The sequence below is a fragment of the Pantoea sp. 1.19 genome (assembly GCF_001922585.1).
Lineage (GTDB): Bacteria > Pseudomonadota > Gammaproteobacteria > Enterobacterales > Enterobacteriaceae > 1-19.
Window position 1 is genome coordinate 112760 of sequence record NZ_MRBS01000008.1, and the last position, 21182, is coordinate 133941.

At 54.1% G+C, this 21182-nt stretch carries 16 protein-coding genes, 1 tRNA gene and 3 pseudogenes; 13 read left to right on the forward strand and 7 right to left on the reverse strand.

Going from position 1 to position 21182, the window contains the following annotated elements; translation table 11 throughout:
• The first annotated feature begins 190 nt into the window (after positions 1-190).
• Positions 191-934 carry a GntR family transcriptional regulator gene (locus BS626_RS14670; protein WP_075183232.1) on the forward strand — a complete coding sequence of 248 codons (744 nt, stop codon included), beginning with the start codon at positions 191-193 and terminating at the stop codon, positions 932-934.
• Positions 935-1019: 85 nt separating this feature from the next.
• On the opposite strand, the gene BS626_RS14675 is transcribed toward BS626_RS14670, so the two are convergent.
• A complete protein-coding gene (locus tag BS626_RS14675; RefSeq protein WP_075183130.1) occupies positions 1020-3302 on the reverse strand; it encodes an ABC transporter permease in 2283 nt (760 codons plus the stop codon).
• Positions 3295-4290, reverse strand: a complete 996-nt coding sequence (locus BS626_RS14680; protein WP_240494321.1) for an HlyD family secretion protein — start codon at positions 4288-4290, stop codon at positions 3295-3297. The genes BS626_RS14675 and BS626_RS14680 overlap by 8 nt, the downstream gene beginning before the upstream one ends.
• Positions 4291-4820: 530 nt before the next feature.
• On the opposite strand from BS626_RS14680, the pseudogene BS626_RS18905 reads away from it, so the two are divergent.
• A pseudogene (locus BS626_RS18905) lies at positions 4821-4999 on the forward strand (IS5/IS1182 family transposase); the annotation flags it as partial.
• A 147-nt stretch (positions 5000-5146) separates the two neighbouring features.
• On the opposite strand, the gene BS626_RS14685 reads toward BS626_RS18905, so the two are convergent.
• The 3 genes and pseudogenes from BS626_RS14685 to BS626_RS18145 form a co-directional block, all read right to left on the reverse strand.
• Entirely contained in the window at positions 5147-5689 is a 543-nt protein-coding gene (locus tag BS626_RS14685) for a DUF3916 domain-containing protein (protein WP_075183132.1), read from the reverse strand.
• Between the two features lie 105 nt (positions 5690-5794).
• Positions 5795-6492, reverse strand: a pseudogene (locus tag BS626_RS14690) (IS1 family transposase).
• Between the two features lie 227 nt (positions 6493-6719).
• A pseudogene (locus BS626_RS18145) lies at positions 6720-7367 on the reverse strand (IS1 family transposase).
• A 286-nt stretch (positions 7368-7653) separates the two neighbouring features.
• Between BS626_RS18145 and BS626_RS14710 the strand changes: the two are divergent.
• The 8 genes from BS626_RS14710 (at position 7654) to BS626_RS18415 (ending at position 14616) form a co-directional block, all read left to right on the forward strand.
• Entirely contained in the window at positions 7654-8175 is a 522-nt protein-coding gene (locus BS626_RS14710; protein ID WP_075183135.1) for a fimbrial protein, read from the forward strand.
• Between the two features lie 84 nt (positions 8176-8259).
• Positions 8260-8811, forward strand: a complete 552-nt coding sequence (locus tag BS626_RS14715) for a fimbrial protein (protein ID WP_075183136.1) — start codon at positions 8260-8262, stop codon at positions 8809-8811.
• A gap of 11 nt (positions 8812-8822) precedes the next feature.
• The gene (locus BS626_RS14720) at positions 8823-11330 is read left to right on the forward strand and encodes an outer membrane usher protein (RefSeq protein ID WP_075183137.1); all 2508 of its coding nucleotides are present in this window, start codon (positions 8823-8825) and stop codon (positions 11328-11330) included.
• Between the two features lie 27 nt (positions 11331-11357).
• Positions 11358-12095: a fimbria/pilus periplasmic chaperone gene (locus BS626_RS14725; protein ID WP_075183138.1), complete on the forward strand. Its 738-nt coding sequence runs from the start codon at positions 11358-11360 to the stop codon at positions 12093-12095.
• Between the two features lie 140 nt (positions 12096-12235).
• Entirely contained in the window at positions 12236-12703 is a 468-nt protein-coding gene (locus tag BS626_RS14730) for a fimbrial protein (protein WP_170870472.1), read from the forward strand.
• 12 nt (positions 12704-12715) lie between these two features.
• Positions 12716-13219: a fimbrial protein gene (locus BS626_RS14735; RefSeq protein ID WP_075183140.1), complete on the forward strand. Its 504-nt coding sequence runs from the start codon at positions 12716-12718 to the stop codon at positions 13217-13219.
• Positions 13216-13749, forward strand: a complete 534-nt coding sequence (locus BS626_RS14740; RefSeq protein WP_075183141.1) for a fimbrial protein — start codon at positions 13216-13218, stop codon at positions 13747-13749. Before BS626_RS14735 ends, BS626_RS14740 begins: the two co-directional genes overlap by 4 nt.
• 87 nt (positions 13750-13836) lie before the next feature.
• Positions 13837-14616, forward strand: coding sequence for a hypothetical protein (locus tag BS626_RS18415; RefSeq protein ID WP_139308841.1), 780 nt, complete (start codon positions 13837-13839; stop codon positions 14614-14616).
• Between the two features lie 529 nt (positions 14617-15145).
• On the opposite strand, the gene BS626_RS14750 is transcribed toward BS626_RS18415, so the two are convergent.
• A tRNA-Phe gene (locus tag BS626_RS14750) sits at positions 15146-15221 on the reverse strand.
• A gap of 789 nt (positions 15222-16010) precedes the next feature.
• On the opposite strand from BS626_RS14750, the gene BS626_RS14755 reads away from it, so the two are divergent.
• Positions 16011-18185: an ornithine decarboxylase gene (locus tag BS626_RS14755; RefSeq protein ID WP_075183143.1), complete on the forward strand. Its 2175-nt coding sequence runs from the start codon at positions 16011-16013 to the stop codon at positions 18183-18185.
• Between the two features lie 40 nt (positions 18186-18225).
• On the opposite strand, the gene BS626_RS14760 is transcribed toward BS626_RS14755, so the two are convergent.
• Positions 18226-18867, reverse strand: a complete 642-nt coding sequence (locus tag BS626_RS14760; protein ID WP_075183233.1) for a TetR family transcriptional regulator — start codon at positions 18865-18867, stop codon at positions 18226-18228.
• Positions 18868-19118: 251 nt separating this feature from the next.
• Here BS626_RS14760 and BS626_RS14765 point away from each other — a divergent pair, with 251 nt between their 5' ends.
• Positions 19119-20342, forward strand: a complete 1224-nt coding sequence (locus tag BS626_RS14765; RefSeq protein WP_075183144.1) for a Tm-1-like ATP-binding domain-containing protein — start codon at positions 19119-19121, stop codon at positions 20340-20342.
• The gene (locus tag BS626_RS14770; RefSeq protein ID WP_075183145.1) at positions 20342-21175 is read left to right on the forward strand and encodes a phosphoenolpyruvate hydrolase family protein; all 834 of its coding nucleotides are present in this window, start codon (positions 20342-20344) and stop codon (positions 21173-21175) included. The genes BS626_RS14765 and BS626_RS14770 overlap by 1 nt, the downstream gene beginning before the upstream one ends.
• The last annotated feature ends 7 nt before the right edge of the window (positions 21176-21182 follow it).

A 21182-nucleotide genomic window follows, 5' to 3' on the forward strand; every position in this document is an offset into this window, starting at 1 on the left:
GAGGCCTTTATCGTTCTGCTGTTGGCCTGCAGTGAGCATAAAAATTTACCGCTGGCCGTACATGCCGCGCTGCTGCGTTTCGTGATCGCTTTCATGGTTTTATTACGGCTGATGAGGTCTACTTCTTATTCTTTAAGTGGACATGTCAGAGGCGCAGTGCCGCCCCAACCGTGCGCAGAGAGGTCTGGTAGTGATCTACAAAAGTATTGCCGATCGGCTGCGGCTGCGGCTGAATGCATCGGACTACCAGATTGGGAGTCCGTTGCCCGGTGAAAAAACGCTGGCCAGAGAATTTGGCGTCGCGCGCATGACGATGCGAAAAGCGCTTGCCCTGCTCGCGGCGTGGGGGCTGGTGGAGCGCCGTCACGGCAGCGGAACCTTTGTGGTACGCAAAGATATCCATCACGAAACCACCAACCTGACCGGACTGGCGGAGGTGCTGCGTCAGCAGGGAAAAGCGGTGCACAGCCGGGTGTTGCAGTTTGAGGTGATGCCAGCGCCGCCGGCGATCGCCAGCCAGCTGCGCATTCGCCTGGATGAGCGGATCTACTTTTCCCGGCGGGTGCGGTACGTGGAGGGTAAACCCCTGATGCTGGAGGACAGCTTTATGCCCGTGAAGCTGTTCCGTACGCTTTCGCTGGCCCATCTTGAAGGTTCGAAGTTTGATTACATCGAAAAAGAGTGCGGGCTTACCATCAGCGGCAATTATGAAAGTCTGACGCCGGTAATGGCAGACAAAGCCCTGGCGGGTTATCTGCAGGTGGAAGAGCAGACGCCGCTGCTGCGTATTACCTCTCTGTCATACAGCGACAGCGGCGAATTTCTCAATTATTCGGTGATGTTCCGTAATACCAGCGACTATCAGGTGGACTATCACCTGCGGCGCATACATCCGCATGAGCTGCCCGCCCATTTACTTCATCCGCGCGGCTGAGCGGCGGCGCAAGCGATGACGAAGCGGGGCAGCCGGCCCGCTCACGGACGCACGTGCGGCGTGAGGAGCGGGTCCGGTGGTGCCATTACTGGCCTGGCGCTACGTCCGCCGTGCGCCTGACCAGACGCAGCATCGCCAGCAACCACAGCGCGCAGGCCAGCAGGCTGATAGTGAGGATAACCGGCGCTAACTGGTGGATATTCGCCCCCTGCGAGTTAAGCATTGTAAACCCGTCGATCATGGTGCTGGAGGGGAAGATCGCCATCACCGCCACCACCCAGTCGGGCATGTTAAACGTAGGGAACGAAGCGCCTGAGGCATAAAAGATCACCATCGACGTCGCGGGAAGCAGCTGCATCGGACGATTAATATGATCCATAAAGCTTCCTGCCAACATGCCCAATGCGGTTACCGCGGCCGCAAATAACACGATCAGATACAGCTGCAGCAGAATATTGCCATCGTTGGGATAACTTTTTAAATAATACACCCAGCCGAACACGAAGAGCGCGCCGCAGACGCCGACGGTAAACAGCCCGCAAAACGTGCCGACAAACTGCGAAAAGCTGTTTTTGATGAGGCCGGCGCTGTTACGCAGCGCCATCAGCATAGCGCTGGAAAAGATCAGGGTCTGCTGCAGGATAATGATGAACACCAGCGGCATCACGAAGGTCTCATACCCCAGCGTGGGATTATAGAGCGGCAGAGCCACTACGTTACTGGCGGTTTTCTGTACCGGACGATTGACATCCGTGGTGGCGGTTATCGCCTCGGTAATGGCCGTTCGTAAATCAGAGGCCACGGCCATGTAACCGCCGGAAAGATGGACATCAATCCCCGCATTGCCTCCGCGGATCAGGTGACGCTTAGCATCGCTGTCAATGGTGATCACCGCGGAAACCTTGCGGTTTCGCAATAAGTCCAGCGCCGGCGACAGCGCGTCGCCCACCTGCTTAACGTCGATCGCGCGTGTGGTCCGCAGATTATCGATAAGCGTCCGCGACAAAGACGATCGGTCATAGTCGACCACCGCCACCGGAATTTTCAGGTTGACCTGGGCTTGATAAGCGCTGGGATAGAAGACGCTGTAGATCAGCAGCGAGACCACGGCGGTAGAGAAAATCGGCTGACACCGTTTTATTGATCTTAATGTGCTGAAATAACTCCCTTTAAAACCATTTAAGGTGATTTTTTCCTGAAAAACCGGCTGCGGCTTTTTTTGTCCAAATTTGCCAAGCAGCAGGAAGATCACCGCGCAGGGAATAACAATATACAGCGATAAGATCGCAAACTGGTGCAGGCTGGTGGCGATATCACTGCCCAGGTTCACCTGCTCAAGCTGAATACGGTAATAGTGGGTAAACGGTTGAAAATTACTCCAGAAATTGGCCCAGCCGTTCGCATTCAAAATGGAGAGCGTGCCATCTGAATAGGTCAGCGCCGCGCTGGTGTACACGGTCGCGATACTCAGCGCAGACAGGACGTTACGCGCCAGTAAAATAAACATCACGGCAATGCAGGCGGTCAGCACGCACAGCATCAGGATCGCCAGCATATACACCCATGCGTGGCCCAAAATGGGCCAGCCGCGCACCGACGTTTGCCAGACGTTATACAGCAGCAGCCAGAGAAAAATGACCGTCACGTAGGGGATTGTGCGCGAGAAAACCTGCGTAGCCAGAAAGGATCGGCGCCGATTTTTCCAGCCTTGATAAAGCGTTTCCTGTTCAAAGAACCGGCCGATGGCACAAATCACGGCGCTGCTGAGCACCACGCACAGCAATACCGGGATGGCAATCGGCGCCAGAAAACGCTCGTAGCTGTTTTGCGCATTACTGACGCTGGCGATCTGAAGAGTGAGCGGCGACGCGCCGCTCTCCGCTGACGATGCGCCGGTGAGCAGGCGGCCCTTTAGCGTGGTGACCGCCTCATTAACGGCGGTTTGCAATGCGCTGTACGCCGCGCTGCCCGTTGAGCGAAACTGCCCGTTATAGCGGATAACGATGGGGCGATCATCCGGCCGGAACAGGTTACCGGAAGCGCCGCGCGGGATCTCAACAAACGCATAACTATCCAGACGTTTCATCAGCCGCTGTGCCTGCGCTGTGTTTTCCGGCATCGCGACCAGCTCGAGGCTCCTGGACGCGCGGATATTGTTCACGATCTCCCGGCTCAGCGCGGAGCGGTCGTGATCCACCAGCGCCACCGGGATTTTTGCCGTCACGCCATGGATAAACATGGCGCTGACAAACACGATCAGGATCGCCGGCACGATGAACAACAGGATCTTCATGTAGCGATCCTGCAGGATGTAGTTGATTTCATCGGTTAGCGCCGATGAAACGGTGAACGACGGTGACTCACTCATCAGCGGCGGGCCAGTTGAAGATAACCGTCATACCCGGGCGCATCCCCTCAATCTTCTCCACCGGGCGCAAGCGTACCTCATAGGTTCTAACGTCGTAGCCGCTCGACTGTCGGGTGGCTCGCCAGGTGGCAAAGCTGCCTTTGGGGTTAATAAAGAAGACGCTAAATTTAACGTCCTTTTTGTTCAGGGCCGGAAGGTTACCGGTAAGCACCTCGCCCATCTTCAGCGCATTGAAGCGATCTTCCCGCAGGTTGATAGTCACCCAGAGATTGTTTAAATCAATCATGCTGAAGATTGGCGTACCGGCGGACACCAGCTCCCCCGGATTGGCAAACCGCTTCGCAATTTCGCCATGGACGTTGGCGTGCACCGTAAGCTCTTTGACCAGCGAAAGGGCTGAATCATACGCCGCTCTGGCGGCGCTAACGTTGGCATCGGCAATACGCAGATCTTCTTCCCGGTTGCCACGCTGCGCCTGCACATACTGTTCGTAAGCCGCACGGGTTTGCTGACGGGCAACATGATATTTGGCAACGGCATCATCGCGATCCTGAGTCGAGATGGCCTGGCTTTGATCGTAAATTTTGGTCATTCTTTCCGACGTCACGCGGGCAATATTCTCATCCGCCCGGGCGCTTTCCCACTTGGCTTTTAATGATGAAATATACTCTGAACGTTCGCCATTACGCGCTTTATCCTGACTGGCAATGGCGCTGGACAGCGATCCTTGTGCCTGACGGGCATCTTCCGTAATTTTACGGTCATAGAGCGTAACCAGTGTCTCTCCGGGGTGGACCGTGTCGCCCTCTTTGGCATGCAGTGTCTCAACCCTGGCCGTCACTTTACTGGCAATATTGATATCATCGGTATCCACCATTCCCTCAATCACTTCCTGTTCGGAAGCATGGGATAAAATAAAGCCCAGCGCTAAGATAATAACTATCACCACGGCGATAATTATTTTGGTCTTGTTGTTATTTATGGTCATGCTCATTATGTCCTTATAAAAATACGTTGATTATCGCCTGATGAAAAATAAATAAGAATCAGGGTAGCATACGCAGGCTGAACCGCCAGTCAGCAACGGTCAAATGTGCTGAACAGGGCTTTTGAACGGCATTCCGCATGTATCCATAAAGCAGGCCGCGCGTGCGGCGTCGCAGCCTGCCGGGAGCGGGCGGGGGTCTGTCCGATCTACCCTTATCAATTCCCGGCTTGCGCAACCGGCGTGCAGACTTCGGTAAGACGACGGATCGGGCTGGCCACCCGGAGTGCGAAAGCCGGTTCGGAAAAAGCGGGCGATCGCCACTTGTCCGTTATCGTGCGGTCGGGAGAGGGCGGAAAATGCCCGTGCAGGGCGTGGCCAGCCGCATACGGAGAGCCACAAAGAGAACCGACGGCGCCACAGCGTAGCAAAGGATGCAACGATCGCCGACGGAGGTGACGGATACCGGATAAGGGGCTTTGTTGAATTATGCGAACGTGTGCTGAGTTGAAGGATCCGATCACGTATTCTCTGACCGCGCAGGCAGTCCCGTAGCCAGGCAGAAGTTCAGCATCCCCCGCTGGTGCACGTGCAGCAAAGCCTTTATCAACCGCGGATCCATGACTTTCTGGCTGGATGACGAGGCGATTAAGCCGTGTTATGACACATTCCCGCCTTTATCCCGGGGAGACCTCAGCGCTATGACCCTATGTTAAGTCGGGTGCCATGACCAGTCATGGGGGCCATAGCCACTACCGTGTATGGTTGACCTTAGCGTCGGCTATGTGCCAGAAGCGCATGTTCGAAGAAATCACTCTCTCTTGAGGTAAGGCTTTTTAATCAAGTAAAAGTGATTTCCTTAAGTCACCTGACCATAATACCAGCGTTCTCCCGTGAACCAGTCATCAGGATCCTCGCTTCCAGAGTATTCAAGAGCGATACCGATTTCCTGTATGTTAGCCGGAAGCATGAGTCCCCACTCAGCAGCAAGGCTACGATCTTTGATTAAAGCCGAAGCACTATTTTCAGAATGACCTTCAGTTATAAAGCTTTGAAAATATTCTTCAGAACGATAAAGACAGACCTCACTTGTAAACATATCAGGAAGACATACGACAGCGGTAATCCGGGGGCCGTAATTCAAGTCTGCAGTGGCCGTTATGAGGTTTGAACATGCATTGATCAAAGCTTGCGCACACGCTGATTTAATTTTAAGCGTGCTGTGCTTTCCCTCAACGATATTAATATCTACTGGAATTTTGAAATTCCAATAATGCTCATCTTCTGAGAAGATGCCACGCTCAGGATTGTGAAAAGTACCCGCCCAACGGTTAAGCGCTTTCAGGCGTCGGGGAATATTTCTGATTTTTGTTCGATAGTCTCTGTTAAGTCGTCTGCTCATAAATAATTTACCTTTTCTTGCCCCAGGCAGCGCACATCGTACCTTTATTTAAGAGCATTCTACACTGTTTTTTAAATTTATCGCGATGCCGATAATGATTCCAACTTACTGATAGTGTTTTATGTTCAGATAATTCCCGATGACTTTATCATGCAGCTCCACCGATTTTGAGAACGACAGTGACTTCCTTCCCAGCCTTGCCAGATGCTGCCTCAGATTCAGGTTATGCCGTTCAATGCGCTGCGTGTAACGTTTGCTGATAACGTGCAGCTCTCCCTTCAGGCGTGATTCATACAGCGTCCAGCCATCCGTCATTCATACCACAACATCAAAGGGCGACAGCAGGCTCAGAAGACGCTCCAGTGTGGCCATAGTGCGTTCACCGAAGACGTGCGCCACGACCGTCCTGCGTATCCTGTTATACGCGTAAAACAGCCAGCGCTGGGGTGATTTAGCCCCGACGTAGCCCCACTGTTCGTCTATTTCAGCGCAGACAATGACGTCACTGCCCGGTTGTGTGCGCGAGGTTATCTGCTGCGGCCTGAGTTTTTTAAGTGCCGTAAAATCGTGTTGAGGCCAACGCTCATAATGCGGGCGGTTGCCCGGCATCCGACGCCATTCATGGCCATATCAATGATTTTCTGGTGTGTACCGGGCTGAGAGGCGGTGTAAGTGAACTGTAGTTGCCCTGTTTTACGGCAGTGGGAGCAGAGATAGCGCTGATGTCCGGCAGTACTTTTACCGTTACGCACAACGCCTTCAGTCGCGGAGCAGGCGGGACAACAGACAGAGACGGAAGCCACAGGATCACCTCAAAAACACCATCATACGCTAAATCAGTAAGTTGGCAGCATTACCCCTTTTTTCGTCGTAATGACTAAGTTCCTGCTTTTAGTCTGGTAAGCGAAAGATGTCTAAGCCGATTTCAAAACTTTGTTGTTTTTTTATATCCTAATAGGATGCATTATTGGCAATAATGTTCTTATCATACTCATTGCATATTTCATGCGATTTAGGGTGATGTCTCCAGTCAGTAGAACATGTTTTTTCCGATAAAGGCACCGATGACTTTTTTATGAAGTTCAACTGAGTGCGAGAAGCAAATCGTTTTACAGGCCAGCCACGTCATCCGGGTGCGAAGCGCCAGATTGTTGCGCTCAATGCGTTGGGTAAAGATGTTGCCGGTCAGGGGCATATTCTTCAGGATTTCTCTGGCATCGCTGCCCCGATCGTCGCGTGTAATCATACCGATGTTGAACGGCGTCAACAGGAGCAACAACGCACGGCACGTTTCATCGGTTCGGCGACCAAAAGTGCAAGCCAGTAAACTGCCTGTTTTGGTGGCGTAGGCGAAACAGAGTCGGCGCTGTCTGGACTTACTGCCCAGCAGGCACCATAACTCATTGAGTTCACAAATAAGCCTCATATCTGCATCAGTAACGGGCGAAGACATTATTCGCTTCGGAGCGAGTTTTTTAATTCTGGATGGTGTTAAAGCCCGTTTTCAACGTTCTGACGGTATCGCGAAGTTGAGGGCCATTTCGATGATCTGCGCTGTTACGCCCGGCTTACGGGCTGCATTATCGAGCTGAAACACGCGCTGGCAGTCACGACAGTGAAATCGATCATGGCTTTTAGGGGACTGACCACGAGGACCATGAACGTTAACGCTGGCCATGAGAGAAGCTGAAAAGCCTGTGTTAAACATTCCATTCGATCAATTAGAGGCATCAACGATGAATTTTCCTGTCGTGTTGTAGTCCGGTTCCTACAGCCCTTTACAGCTTGACCGATTCTCGCACCCTCATCCAGATGTTTTAATACGCCTCAGAAATAACCTGCACACGAGAAATGAATTTGTTGTTGCTTAATTAGCGTAACAGCAGAGATGTGAATTTGGTTGGCAGCGATATTTCATATATGAAATTAACAACAAGTGGCTGAGTAATTACAGGAGTTTAAAAATGAAATTGAATAAAATCATGATGGCTGCACTGCTGACCTTTGGTGCTGCAACAGCAGTTCAGGCAGACCAGGGTTCTGGCCGTGTCACTTTCAACGGTACCATCATTGATGCACCTTGCTCAGTGAGCCCGGATTCAGAAGACCAGACCGTTGCTCTGGGCCAGATCGCCCGTTCACAGTTGGAAAACAGCGGTAGCTCAACTCCGCGTAACTTCGAAATTCGCCTGGAAAACTGCGATGCAGCGACCCAGAACACCGTGAGCGCGACCTTTACTGGCTCTCCTTCTCAGTATGATGCCGACAGCCTGGGCGTGACCGGAACGGGCGGCGGCGTGAGCGTGGTTCTGACTGACGGTTCTGGTGCAAAAATTGTACTGGGTACCCCAACTGCACCGCGTCCATTCCAGAATGGTAACACCAACCTGGTGTTCTCTGCCTTTGTTCAGGGCGGCGGTGCTGCGGCAACCATCACTGAAGGCCAGTTCACTGCAGTGACTGACTTCACCCTGGCTTACCCGTAACTCCAGCGTGTCTTAATAAACAAGGCATGGCTAACCCCATGCCTTTTTTTACCCTGATTCCTGACACTTAATTGAGGACGCATCATGAATCATGCTTTTACCACAGTGCTGCGCGTCATGCTGTTATTCCCTCTGCTATCCACGCAGCTCTGTGCAGAGGAGCTGCTGGGCAGAGGGCAGGTCAGTATGACAGGCAGCATTGCTGAAGGCGCCTGCTCTATCGATGCCGGCTCGGCTGAGCAGGTCATTGATCTTTCTCCGCGTAATCTGTTGAAGGGGCGCAGTGAAGCTGACCTGGATAAAGAGATGAAGGTGAGTAGGGAATTTATTATCCGCCTCACACAGTGTGCTCTGAACGATGCCAATAATCCCTCAGAAGCGCAATATTTTCAGATTAAATTTTCCGGGTTAGGCGTATTTGGTAACTATGGCGCGGTGGGGAAGGCAGACGGCGTTTTTTTTAAAATAGAAGATCAGTTTGGTAATGCAGCAGAGCCTGGCGTAATACTGAACAACAGCAGAATATCTTCAAATATTAATGAATTGAAGTTCACTGCAAGCATTAACAGTAAAGGGAAGAATTTTCTTTACGGAAATTATCGCTCATTAGTGCGTTTTGGTATGAATTATTACTAGGGAACTGTGCGATGATTAACCGCATTGCGAAATTTAAGGCCCCGCGGAGGGCTATTTTAACCATATTGATTAGTCTGGCCATTAGCCACTCTGCGTTTTCTGAAGAGGGTGAGATTCAGTTTAATACTGATATTCTTGACGTTGAGGACCGCGAAAATATCGATCTCGGTCAGTTTTCGCGTAAAGGATATATCGTTCCCGGTACCTATCCGCTGATGCTGAGGGTTAACGGTCACGAACTTACAGAGCAACCTGTGACCTTTGTGGAAAATAAGGCCGCTAAAAGTGGCAGTCAGGCCTGCATTACCGCGGAAATGATCCCCCTGCTCGGTCTGAAACCCCACTATGCGGAGAATCTGAGCTGGGACGAGAATAATCAATGCCTCAACTACGACGCGTTGCCGGGTATGGAAGCTGAGGGGGATATTGCCAGTGATACGCTCAGTATTTCACTGCCTCAGGCCTATGTGGAGTATGTCTCCGATTCCTGGGATCCCCCCGCGCGCTGGGATGAAGGAATCAATGGTGTGTTTGCCGACTATTATGCGAACGCACAAACTATCCGGCAGAGTGAATCAGGCCGTAACGAGCAGTCGATAACGACCAATGGTGTAGTGGGCGCTAACTTCGAATCATGGCGCCTGCGTGCCGACTGGCAGAGCCGCACTGAGCACAGCACTGGATCCGGTGAACCCACGCGTAACAGCTGGGACTGGAGCCGTGTTTATGCCTACCGGGCAATTCCACGCCTGGGCGCTAAGCTGACGCTGGGGGAAGATTACTTCTATTCAGATATCTTCAGCAGCTTCCGCTTTACCGGTGCCAGCCTGCGCACCGACGACAATATGCTGCCACCCAATCTGCGCGGCTATGCGCCAGAGATCGCCGGGATAGCCCGCACCAATGCGCGCGTCACGATCAGTCAGCTGGGCCGGGTGTTGTATGAGACCCAGGTACCCGCCGGTCCGTTTCAGATTCAGGACCTGAGCGAGGCGGTGACGGGAACTCTGGATGTACGCGTGGAAGAGCAGGATGGCACGGTACAGGCGTTTAGCGTTGATACCTCCAGTATTCCCTACCTGACGCGTCCGGGGTTGGTGAGATATAAACTCGCCAGCGGTAAGCCGTCTGAGTCGGGTCATGAGACCGACGGGCCACTGTTTACCTCGGGTGAATTTTCCTGGGGAGTCAGCAACGGCTGGTCTCTTTACGGCGGGGCGATCGGCAGCGGAGATTACCAGTCTGTGGCCATCGGCCTGGGGCGCGATCTGCTGATGTTTGGTGCCGTGTCGTTTGACGTGACGCACTCGAGATCTGTATTGCCGCAGGATACGTTGCAGGGCAATTCATACCGTATGAGTTACTCCAAGCGCTTTGACGAGATCAGTAGCCAGGTGACCTTCGCCGGCTATCGCTTCTCAGAGCGTGACTACCTGACGATGGGAGAATACCTCAACGCTCGCCGCACGGGTGAGGCCATTGCCAACAGTAAAGAGCTGTATACCGTGACGTTTAATAAGCAGTTCCGCGATGCGGGTTTAAGCCTGTACGGCACCTACAGCCATCAAACCTACTGGGACCGCCCGGAAAACGACAGGTACAACCTGGCGTTATCGAAGATTACTGATATTGGCAGTTTTAAAAATGTCAGTCTGTCGCTCTCTGCCTATCGCACGCTGTTTGAGGGGACCAGGGATGACGGGATCTATCTCTCCGTCTCCGTACCGTGGGGAACGAATTCGACGGTCTCTTACAGTGCATCCCGCACTCAGGGAGAGACCGCACAGCAGGTCGGCTACTATGGCCGACGCGATAACGGTGACTTTTATCAGGTCACGACGGGAGCCTCACAGTCTGGTGCTAATGTGGGGGGGTACTACACCCACATGGCTGATGCAGCGCGCATCAACGTTAACGGCAGCGTAGATAATAATCGTTACACGGCTGCGGGTCTGAGTATTCAGGGGGGAGCAACCTTGACCGCTGAAGGCGGTGCGCTGCACAGAGCCGGTGTGTTGGGTGGTACCCGTCTGCTGGTCGATACCTCTGGCGTACCGGATGTGCCGGTGAAAAATTACGGGACACCGGTTTACTCCAACCACTTTGGTAAGGCGGTGATTGCGGATGTGAACAGCTACTACCGCAATACTGTGCAGATTGACCTGGATAAGATCGGTAATAACGCTGAGGCGCACCGTTCGGTGGTTCAGGCCACGCTAACGGAAGGGGCAATAGGCTACCGTAAATTTGATGTTATCGCCGGGGCGAAAGTGATGGCGGTGATCCGCCTTGCTGACGGCAGCTTCCCACCGTTTGGCGCCGCCATCGTCAACAGCAGGCAGCAAAAGGTGGGGCTGGTAGGTGACAGTGGGCTGACCTACCTGACCGGCGCGCAGCCCGGCCATAACATGGCGGTAGAGTGGGGCGATAAACAGACGTGCGAAATCAGCATTCCTGAAAATATTGCACCCAGTTTTGACAGCACGCTGCTTTTACCCTGTGAGACCAAGAAAAAGTAATTCCTTTTTTTATAAGAGAAAAAACAAATGAACACGTTTAAATTCATTTCTGCAGTAGCCGCTATCACTCTTATCGGAAGCGGATCGGCATTCAGTGCAATTAATCTTGATCGTACTCGTCTGATTATAACCGGTAATGAGACATCGGCTTCAATGACCATTAATAATCAGAATGAAAAACTACCCTATCTGGCGCAGGCCTGGTTGGAGGACGATAAAGGTAATAAAGTCCAGTCACCTTTTGTCGTGCTGCCGCCGCTACAGCGTGTAGAACCAAAAGCTAAAAGTCAGGTCAAGATTCAGGTACTGCCTGCTGCGAGCACGCTGCCGCAGGATCGTGAGAGCGTCTATTACTTTAATCTGCGTGAAATTCCGCTAAAAAGTAATAAGCCGAATGTACTGCAGCTGGCGCTGCAAACGCGTATAAAAATGTTCTACCGCCCTGAAAGCTTAGTGCCGGCAAAAAATGCAGCGCCATGGCAGGAAAAAATTACTCTGTCGCGTGAAGGGAGTAAATATGTGGTAAATAATCCGACCCCTTATTTTGTCACGCTTTCTGATGCCACCAGCACAGCAGGCGGGAAAACGGCTGAAGGTTTCGAACCGATCATGATTTCTCCAAAAAGCAGTATGGCTTTAGGTGCCTCAAGCTCGGTGCTGGGTAATTCTCCGGTGTTAACCTATATTAACGATTATGGCGGACGTCCGAAGCTTGAATTCTCCTGTGGTGCCAGCAACTGTAGCCTGAAAAATACAGCGAAGTGATAACATTTTGGTATTTAACGCCGCCCTGATTGCATTATCAGGATCGAGAGACGAACGATTGTTCTCGTCAGCACTGTTACGCAGTCAATTCAGGTTCACATTTTCGCTGAATAAGGAATGAAGGTATGAAGACGCATTATATGCTGCTGACCGCCGGCGCGCTGTACTGCATGAGTATTCCCGTCCCGGCCATAACAAATATTACCGTCAATGTTACCGTTCAGGCTCCGCTGTGCGATCTGAATGGTGGTGCACCGGTTCAGGTCGACTTCGGAAACAATGTTATTACGACGCAGGTTGATAGCGGCATTTATAAACAGCCAGTTAACTTTACGCTGGCCTGTATGAACAATACGCAGAATGATATGCGCTTGCGTTTTACCGGTACCGGGGCCAGTTTCGATGCCGCCAGCTTTGCCACTACGGTTAACGGGTTGGGGATCAGAATGCTGACTGGAGCGGGTACGCCGCTGGACAGGGACGCCTGGCTTAATTACACCTATCCTAACCTGCCGGTTATTCAGGCTGAGTTGATAAAAGATAGCAGCGCAGCGTTGCCAGGGGGCGTATTCAGCGGCAACGCCACACTTGAAGTCGAGTTTATCTGACAGGAAATGATGATGACGTATAGTTTGCCAGGGTATTCGCTGGGCGCAGGCATCACCATGCTGATGCTCTTTTCGCTGAACGCCACTTATGCAGAAACGGTTCCCGTAAACTTTCAGGGAACGCTGGTGGAGCCGCCCTCCTGTACCATCAGCAGCGATCAGCAGATTGATATCGATTTTGGTGCGCAGGTTGGGGTATCGAAAGTGGATGGTGTGAATTATATCCAACCCGTTAACTATCAGCTTAGCTGCCCACCCGGCGGGCCTGGTCTGAGCCTGTCAATGATGGTGAGCGGTGCTGCCACCGCTTTTGATGCCAGCGCGCTGCAGACGAATATCACCGACCTTGGCATCAAACTGCTGCAGAATGGCAGCGACCTGCAGCTCAATACCCGCTTTCCCGTGGATGTGAACACCCCGCCGGTGCTGCAGGCGGTGCCGGTAAAAGCCCCGGGCTCAACGCTGCCGGAAGGCGATTTCAGTGTTATTGCAACGTTACTGGTAGGCTATCAATGAAGTCAAATAACAGAACCTTTTTTTGGGTAAATATCGTATTGCTGATGCTGTTTGCCGCCTCAGCTAAAGCGGTGGATAACCTTAATTTTCATGGCACTCTGGTGCAGGTGCCCTGTTCGGTTGCACCGGGTTCAGAAAATATTTCGCTGGATATTGGCGACATTATTGATAAATATCTTTACGCCAATACCCGAACCCAAAGTAAACCCTTTACGATTCGTCTGGAAAATTGTGATACCGCGCTGTCGAATACCGTTGACGTTGAGTTTGACGGTACAGAGAGCTTAGCTCTGGCCGGATTAATTGCCCTCGAACCAGGCAGTGGTGCTACTGGTGTTGCCATTGGTATTGAGTCGCCACAGGGGGTGGCATTACCCCTGAATACGGTGAAAACATTTACGTTGAATAATGGCAGTACAGATCTGGTTTTTTATACCTATGTTCAGGCTGAGCCGCAGGCGATAAGTTCGAAAAATATTGGGCGTGGTACTTTTTCATCAGTGGCAAACTTTACCCTGGCCTATCCGTAATGAATAAAATCGAATTCAATCTGCAATAACACATTGCTTTGCATGCGCTGCTTACATCAGGCCGTGCGGGTAAAGCAGGGAGGGACTATGAAATACCTTATTTTAATGTTAGCTGCCGCCGCCGCGCCCGCAGCATTGGCTGGAATGTATCCTGTCGTCACCAATATCACGACAACGATTAATAATGCGACCAACCTGACATACCGTTTTCAGCAAGAGTTAGTTGACCTGGGCCCGTCAACAGATGGACCTGCTATTCCCGGCCAGGTTATTGGACTGGCGCATCGCCATTATGCCAATGCATCTTCCAACCCTACGGTAAACTATATTTCCGCTAGCCTCACTGCCACCGTGGTTGCGGGCGAGACGATCGGCGAGGCGGCGCTTCGCGCTTATCAGTTAACCAGCGGATACACCCAAGTGGGCCACAATGGTGCGCAAAATACACCGGAGTGCGTGGGGTACGTTCAGTCGCCGAGGAATTTATCCCCCTGGTCGTCTGCCAGTTCACCTGCCGGCAGCTGCGTGGCGGTTCCGCCGGGAAATGCCTTCTGTGATACCGTCACGCCAACCGTCACCTTCGATCACGGCATTTTAATGGTGGGCAGTGGCCGTAATGAGCAGCTTGAAGATCTGGAGGTGATGTGCTCTTCGCCGCTTCAGGTACGTATTGTGTTTGGTCCTGATGTTATTCAGCTGGCAACGAACGTGCAGGCGCAGTTAGATGTGCCAAATAGTAACGGGGGCTTAGTCAGCCTGGCGGCAGGCTCAAATATTGTGCCGATTCGCAGCGCAGTTGATATCACCAGCGTTGCAGATCCCGGAACGCACAGTGGTCAAAGTGTGGTCACGATAGAATATTTCTAACGTTCAGCAGTGCATTTTCTGATTACTGTTTTTTTCCGTCATACGGAACCGCCCAGTTTGCCGGGCGGGTTTTTTTATCAGTTATCTTATCCGCAGTCTGTTTGATGCCCATTCCCAAAATTTTTCACTCGGATCACCTCTACAGGCAATCACTTTTTCTCGCTTCGTCGCGTTTTATACGCGCGCTAGCCAGGAATATCTCTGGGTAAACACCGATAGATAACGTTTTTACCGGCGATACGGTATTTTATACGTCAGTATCATTTTCCTGAGGTGGTCACCGGGAGAAAAAGTCACGTTCGTTAGAGAGTTTATGGTCTTTCTCTACAGGCTTAGCGGTCTCGACCGGCCGGATTGTCAGTGCCCTATGGGGGCCTCAATTTTCATTGAATACAATGAGTCCCCGGTACAATCTGATTTAGAGAGTGTTGGGGCAAAATCAGTGGAGTTCTTAATAGTAGAAAGTGATGTATAGTATTGATTTTACTTAATTTTTGCGGGTTTTGGGAGACGTACACAGAAGTGAAAGTGGTGCCCGAACCCGGAATCGAACCAGGGACACGGGGATTTTCAATCCCCTGCTCTACCGACTGAGCTATTCGGGCAACGGGGCGCATTAAACACCAGCCGCGCGGCAGCGTCAAATTTTTTCCCGACTTTGCGTGCTGATTGCCGTCTTTTCCGTCAGGTTGCGTGTTTTCACTGCAATCTGGCGAAAAAGCCGGCGCTGCTGTCTCCTTCTTCCTGGGGATCATGCTGCGTGGGACGCTGCGCGGGGGCCGTCCGGCCGCGGGGGTGGCTCTTCTGGCGCGGCGCCGGCCTGCGCTACGGGCAGGAGCTCCGGGGTTGGGCAGGTTGGAGGGCGACTGACCGACCGAGCACCGATCGGCAGAAAGTTAAAGATGAAAATGCATGGAAAAGTAATATAAATGAATAACTAACATTTCTTATCAGGTTGTAATTTCGCCAAAAAAAATAAAATATGATTAGTAATCAGTAAATTGATGATTTTAACTGGCCTGCCTGCGCCGATGCTTACGGTTGAAGCACCAATCAAAAAATGCCATGATTGCGCCACTTTTTTCCACTGCTGCGCGAGGGAGTATCATGAGCCGTATCCTGCCACACGCCGAGGCCGGACAGACTGCGGTCTGTTGCCTGCTGCGTCGATGTGACGCCTCACGCACCGTCCGTCCCCCCGTTATCCTGCGGTGACGCCAGTCCGGCCAGCGATCGACATCAGTAAAAGCAGCGCGAGCGGTGGTTTTACTGATGTCGGTGGCGGATACCGCCGCCGTTGCTGTCGTGCAGACACTTTCGCCGGACAAACCCGTTTTTGTCCATCGCCGTGCCTTCTGGCACCCACTCATCCTTGACCGCTGGGGATTTGTGCTATGACTTCGTTGAAAATTGCCGCCAGCGCCGCCGTGGCGCTCCGGTTAACTACCGCGCGTGAGATCGTCGCGCCGGATGCCACCGACTTTACCGATGTGGCGGCCGTGGTACTGACGCCGGCAGAATCGCGCAGCGGCGTGGTGGCGCTATTGAAGCGCAGCGGCTTTGCGCTACCGCTGTTTGTTCTCATTGATCAGGCGCTGCCGGATCCGGAAGGGCTGCCGGCGGCGCTGCAGCCGATCGCCGCTGACGCCGCCGGGATGGCGGCGCTGGAGCAGGCGGCGCAGGCGTATCAGTCGGCGCTGCTGCCGCCGTTTTTCTCGACCCTGACCCGCTATGTGGCGATGCAGAACAGCACTTTTGCCTGCCCGGGGCATCAGGGCGGGGCCTTTTTTAAAAAGCATCCGGCGGGCCGGCAGTTTTTTGATTTTTATGGTGAGAACCTGTTTCGTTCAGACATGTGTAACGCCGACGTCAAGCTGGGTGACCTGCTAATTCATGAGGGATCGGCGAAGCATGCGCAGAAGTTTGCCGCCCGGGTTTTCAACGCCGATAAGACCTACTTTGTACTGAACGGCACCTCGGCGGCCAATAAGGTGGTAACCAATGCGCTACTGACCCGCGGCGATCTGGTGTTATTTGACCGCAATAACCATAAATCGAACCACCACGGAGCGCTGCTGCAGGCCGGCGCGACGCCGGTGTATCTTGAAACGGCGCGCAATCCGTTTGGTTTTATCGGCGGCATTGATGCGCACTGCTTTGATGAAAGCTACCTGCGCCAGCAGATCGCCGCGGTGGATCCCGCGCGTGCGCAGGCAGAGCGGCCGTTCCGGCTGGCGATCATTCAGCTGGGCACTTACGACGGCACGGTATACAACGCCCGCAAGGTGCTGGACGCGATAGGCCACCTGTGCGATTACATTTTGTTTGACTCGGCGTGGGTAGGGTACGAGCAGTTTATCCCGGTGATGGCCGCCGGATCGCCGCTGCTGCTCGATTTGGGGCCTGAAGATCCCGGCATTTTTGTTACGCAGTCGGTACATAAACAGCAGGCGGGTTTTTCCCAGACCTCGCAGATCCACAAAAAGGACAACCACCTACGCGGTCAGGCACGCTTCTGTCCCCACAAGCGCCTGAACAATGCCTTTATGCTGCACGCCTCCACCAGCCCGTTTTATCCGCTGTTTGCCGCGCTGGATATTAACGCCAAAATGCATCATGGCGAGGCCGGACGCCGACTGTGGCACGACTGTGTGCTGCTGGGCATTGAGGCGCGTAAAGCCATTCTACGCGAGTGCCGGATGATCGCACCGTTTATTCCCGATAAGGTAGCCGGTGCTCCGTGGCAGGCGGCAGAGACCGCCACGATCGCCGGGGATAGCCGCTATTTTAGCTTTGATCCCGCGGCCCGCTGGCACGGTTTTGCCGGCTATGCCCCCGATCAGTACCTGGTTGATCCGTGCAAACTGCTGCTGACCACGCCGGGCATTGTCGCCGGCAACGGCGAGTACAGTGCATTTGGCATTCCGGCGACCATCCTGGCTAACTATCTGCGTGAGAACGGTATTGTGCCGGAAAAATGCGATCTGAACTCGATCCTGTTTCTGCTCACTCCGGCGGAGAGCGAGGAAAAAATGGCCCAGCTGGTGGCGATGCTGAAGCAGTTCGAACAGCATATTGAGCAGGATACGCCGCTCAGCGAGGTGCTGCCCAGCGTCTGGCGCAAGCACGCCGCGCGCTATACGGGTTACACCCTGCGTCAGCTCTGCCAGGAGATGCACGATCTGTACGTACGCTACGGCGTAAAGGATCTGCAAAAGGCGATGTTCCGTCAATCCGGTTTTCCGGCGGTGGCGCTGAATCCGCAGGATGCACATCAGGCGTATATTCGCGGTGAGGTGGAGCTGGTGCCGATTGCCGAGGCGGACGGGCGTATCGCCGCAGAGGGCGCATTACCTTATCCGCCCGGCGTGCTCTGCGTGGTGCCGGGCGAGCGCTGGGGAGGGGCCGTGCAGCGCTACTTTCTGGCGCTGGAAGCGGGAATTAACCGCCTGCCGGGCTTTTCACCGGAGCTGCAGGGAGTGTATATCCAGAGTGAGGAGTGCGGTGAGAAGCGGCTGTATGGCTATGTGCTGAACGCCGATACTCCGACTGCCCTCGCGTCGCGCTGACGTGCGGCAACCGGCGGGCCTCCGCAGTGGCCCGCCGGATTCAGGCGCTTTTTACCGCCTGCGCTTCCATTCTGGCCTGGCCAATCACCGCTCTGGCCATCCACTTTGCCACATCCTGCAGCGTGTCGTTATCGCAGCCCCAGATATCTTTCATTACCAGAAAAATCTCCGAGCCGTAAATCAGCGACAGCGAGTAGATGACCTTCTGTACGCTTTCTGGCGGCAACTCCTGCAGCAGCGGCTGTACCGCTAATGTGAGTAACCGCTTGCGGTTGCCGCGTACCAGCTTCTCTTTCATCGGCAGCGCGTCTTGTGACTGCGTCTGCGCCCACTGGGTGAGCGACAGGTGCAGGGCGGCGCGCAGCGTCCCCTCATGCTGCAGCATATGGGGAAAGGCGTAGCTCAGCAGATCGTCCACCCGCTTACCGGCGTCGCTTTCGCTGGAGGTCCAGCGCTGCATCGGGCTGAGGGTTTCGCCGACCAGCGCGGAGACCAGCGCGCTTTGGGTTGGGAAATAGCGATAGGCGGTTGCGCGCGACAGCTGCGCCTCGCGGGCCACCTCGGTAATCGAAGGAAACGCGCCGTTATCAAACATTTTCATTGCCGTATCGATCAACAGGCGACGGGTTCTGGCGCGTGTTGTGGTTAGCGTCGCTGCTGCGGTAATGTCCGTCTGTTCCAGAATGACCTCCCAAACTCTCAACAAAATCCTGTCCGTTGCACCGGACGACAGTGGCGTCAGCATCGCTGACGGCTTCATCTTATCGGATATTACGGCTCATCTGAATAAATACATTATGTTGATTTATCATTTTGTCTGGTGGTACGTTAGTCTCGGCAGTTTATCCTGTTATCAGGTCGATAAATATTTTTCATTAATTTCATATAGTTAGGTGAGATTAATGGTTTAACTAAAAGGACGAGGTAGCACCTATGCGGGCGGATACACAGACAGTCTATGCCGTTGCAACGGCTGATACTAAAGGAAGTGAACTGTATTATATACGAGAACGGATTAATGCCGCAGGCGTGAGGGTCGTGACCGTGGACGTGTCGACCCGGCCGCTTGAGACGCCTTCGCAGGCCGATATCATCCCGCAGCAGGTGGCGGCCTGCCATCCGGAAGGGCCGCAGGCGGTGTTTTGCGGCGATCGCGGTCAGGCCATTACGGCGATGGCCGAGGCCTTTCGCTGTTTTCTGGTGCAGCAGCCCGACGTGGCCGGCATTATCGGCCTGGGCGGGTCGGGCGGTACCGCACTGATCACCCCGGCGATGCAGGCGCTGCCGATTGGCGTGCCGAAGGTGATGGTCTCCACCATGGTCAGTGGTGATGTGTCCGCCTATGTCGGCAGCAGCGATATCAGCCTGCTGTATTCGGTCACCGATCTTGCCGGGCTGAACCGGATTTCCCGCCGGGTGTTGGGTAACGCAGCGCACCAGATTGCCGGTGCGGTACGTTTTACCATACCGGCGATCGACAGCGATAAACCGGCGCTGGGCCTGAGCATGTTCGGCGTGACCACCCCCTGCGTGCAGGCGGTGAGCGAGCAGCTGGCACCGCAGTTTGACTGCCTGGTATTTCACGCTACCGGCAGCGGGGGCATGGCGCTGGAGAAGCTGGTGGCGCAGCATCTGCTGGCCGGCGTGCTCGATCTGACCACCACCGAAGTGGCCGATCTGCTGTTTGGCGGCGTGCTGGCCTGCGAGCCCAGCCGTTTTGACGCCGTTGCCCGGACGCAGGTACCCTGCGTGATGTCGGCGGGCGCGCTGGATATGATTAACTTTGGCCAGCCATCAACCGTACCGTCGCGCTATGCCAGCCGCCTGTTCTATCACCATAACCCGCAGGTTACCCTGATGCGCACCAGCGTTGAAGAGAACCGGCAGATGGGCGAATGGATCGCGGATAAGCTGAACCGCTGCGCCGGGCCGCTGGTCTTCATCATTCCGGAAGGCGGTTTCTCCGCCCTCGATGCCGAGGGACAGCCGTTCTGGTCGCCGGCGGCTAACGCGGCTTTTATCGCCGCGTTGAAAGCCCGCGTGCAGGTAACCCCGCAGCGGCGGCTGGTGAGCGTACCGTGGCATATTAACGATCCGCGCTTTGCCGAAGCGGCCTGTACCCTTTTTCAGCAGATGATTAACAAGGAGAGTGTGTAATGACAGCCCCATCCCGTCAGGTGATTTTGCAGCGTTTCAGAGAAAAAATCGCCCGTGGCGAACCGCTGATCGGCGGTGGCGCCGGAACCGGACTGTCGGCGAAGTGTGAAGAGGCCGGCGGCATTGATTTAATTGTGATTTACAACTCCGGGCGCTACCGCATGGCCGGACGTGGATCGCTGGCCGGTCTGCTGGCCTACGGCAACGCCAATGAGATTGTCATGGAGATGGCGAAAGAGGTGCTGCCGGTGGTGAAACATACCCCGGTGCTGGCCGGCGTTAACGGTACCGATCCCTTCTGCCTGTTTGATACGTTCTTAGACGATCTGCGAGCGCAGGGCTTTTCCGGCGTGCAAAACTTTCCGACCGTCGGATTGATTGACGGTAACTTCCGCGCCAACCTGGAGGAGACCGGCATGGGCTACGGGCTGGAAGTGGAGATGATTCGCTTGGCGCACCAGAAGGGATTGCTGACCACGCCCTACGTGTTCAGCGCCGAAGACGCGGTGGCGATGACCGAAGCGGGCGCCGATATCATTGTCGCCCACATGGGGCTAACCACCGGTGGTAACATTGGCGCCGACACGGCGCTGAGTCTGGAGGCCTGCGTGCCGCTGATTAACGACTGGGCAGCGGCGGCAAAGCGGGTGCGGAACGAGGTGATTGTGCTGTGCCACGGCGGGCCGATCGCCCGGCCGGACGACGCGCGCTATATTTTGCAGCACTGCCCGCAGTGTGACGGCTTCTACGGCGCCAGCTCGATGGAGCGGCTGCCGACCGAGGAGGCGCTGACCCGCACGACGCGGGAGTTTACCACCATCGGCCGGCGCTAAAGCCGGC

Bases quoted from the DNA above. Each gene is read 5' to 3' on its own strand.
- BS626_RS14710 (WP_075183135.1), top strand. From the start codon at position 7,654: ATGAAATTGAATAAAATCATGATGGCTGCACTGCTGACCTTTGGTGCT.
- BS626_RS14725 (WP_075183138.1), top strand. From the start codon at position 11,358: ATGAACACGTTTAAATTCATTTCTGCAGTAGCCGCTATCACTCTTATC.
- BS626_RS14765 (WP_075183144.1), top strand. From the start codon at position 19,119: ATGCGGGCGGATACACAGACAGTCTATGCCGTTGCAACGGCTGATACT.
- BS626_RS18415 (WP_139308841.1), top strand. From the start codon at position 13,837: ATGAAATACCTTATTTTAATGTTAGCTGCCGCCGCCGCGCCCGCAGCA.
- BS626_RS14680 (WP_240494321.1), bottom strand. From the start codon at position 4,290: ATGACCATAAATAACAACAAGACCAAAATAATTATCGCCGTGGTGATA.
- BS626_RS14685 (WP_075183132.1), bottom strand. From the start codon at position 5,689: ATGAGCAGACGACTTAACAGAGACTATCGAACAAAAATCAGAAATATT.
- BS626_RS14735 (WP_075183140.1), top strand. From the start codon at position 12,716: ATGACGTATAGTTTGCCAGGGTATTCGCTGGGCGCAGGCATCACCATG.
- BS626_RS14715 (WP_075183136.1), top strand. From the start codon at position 8,260: ATGAATCATGCTTTTACCACAGTGCTGCGCGTCATGCTGTTATTCCCT.
- BS626_RS14730 (WP_170870472.1), top strand. From the start codon at position 12,236: ATGCTGCTGACCGCCGGCGCGCTGTACTGCATGAGTATTCCCGTCCCG.
- BS626_RS14770 (WP_075183145.1), top strand. From the start codon at position 20,342: ATGACAGCCCCATCCCGTCAGGTGATTTTGCAGCGTTTCAGAGAAAAA.
- BS626_RS14755 (WP_075183143.1), top strand. From the start codon at position 16,011: ATGACTTCGTTGAAAATTGCCGCCAGCGCCGCCGTGGCGCTCCGGTTA.
- BS626_RS14720 (WP_075183137.1), top strand. From the start codon at position 8,823: ATGATTAACCGCATTGCGAAATTTAAGGCCCCGCGGAGGGCTATTTTA.
- BS626_RS14740 (WP_075183141.1), top strand. From the start codon at position 13,216: ATGAAGTCAAATAACAGAACCTTTTTTTGGGTAAATATCGTATTGCTG.
- BS626_RS14675 (WP_075183130.1), bottom strand. From the start codon at position 3,302: ATGAGTGAGTCACCGTCGTTCACCGTTTCATCGGCGCTAACCGATGAA.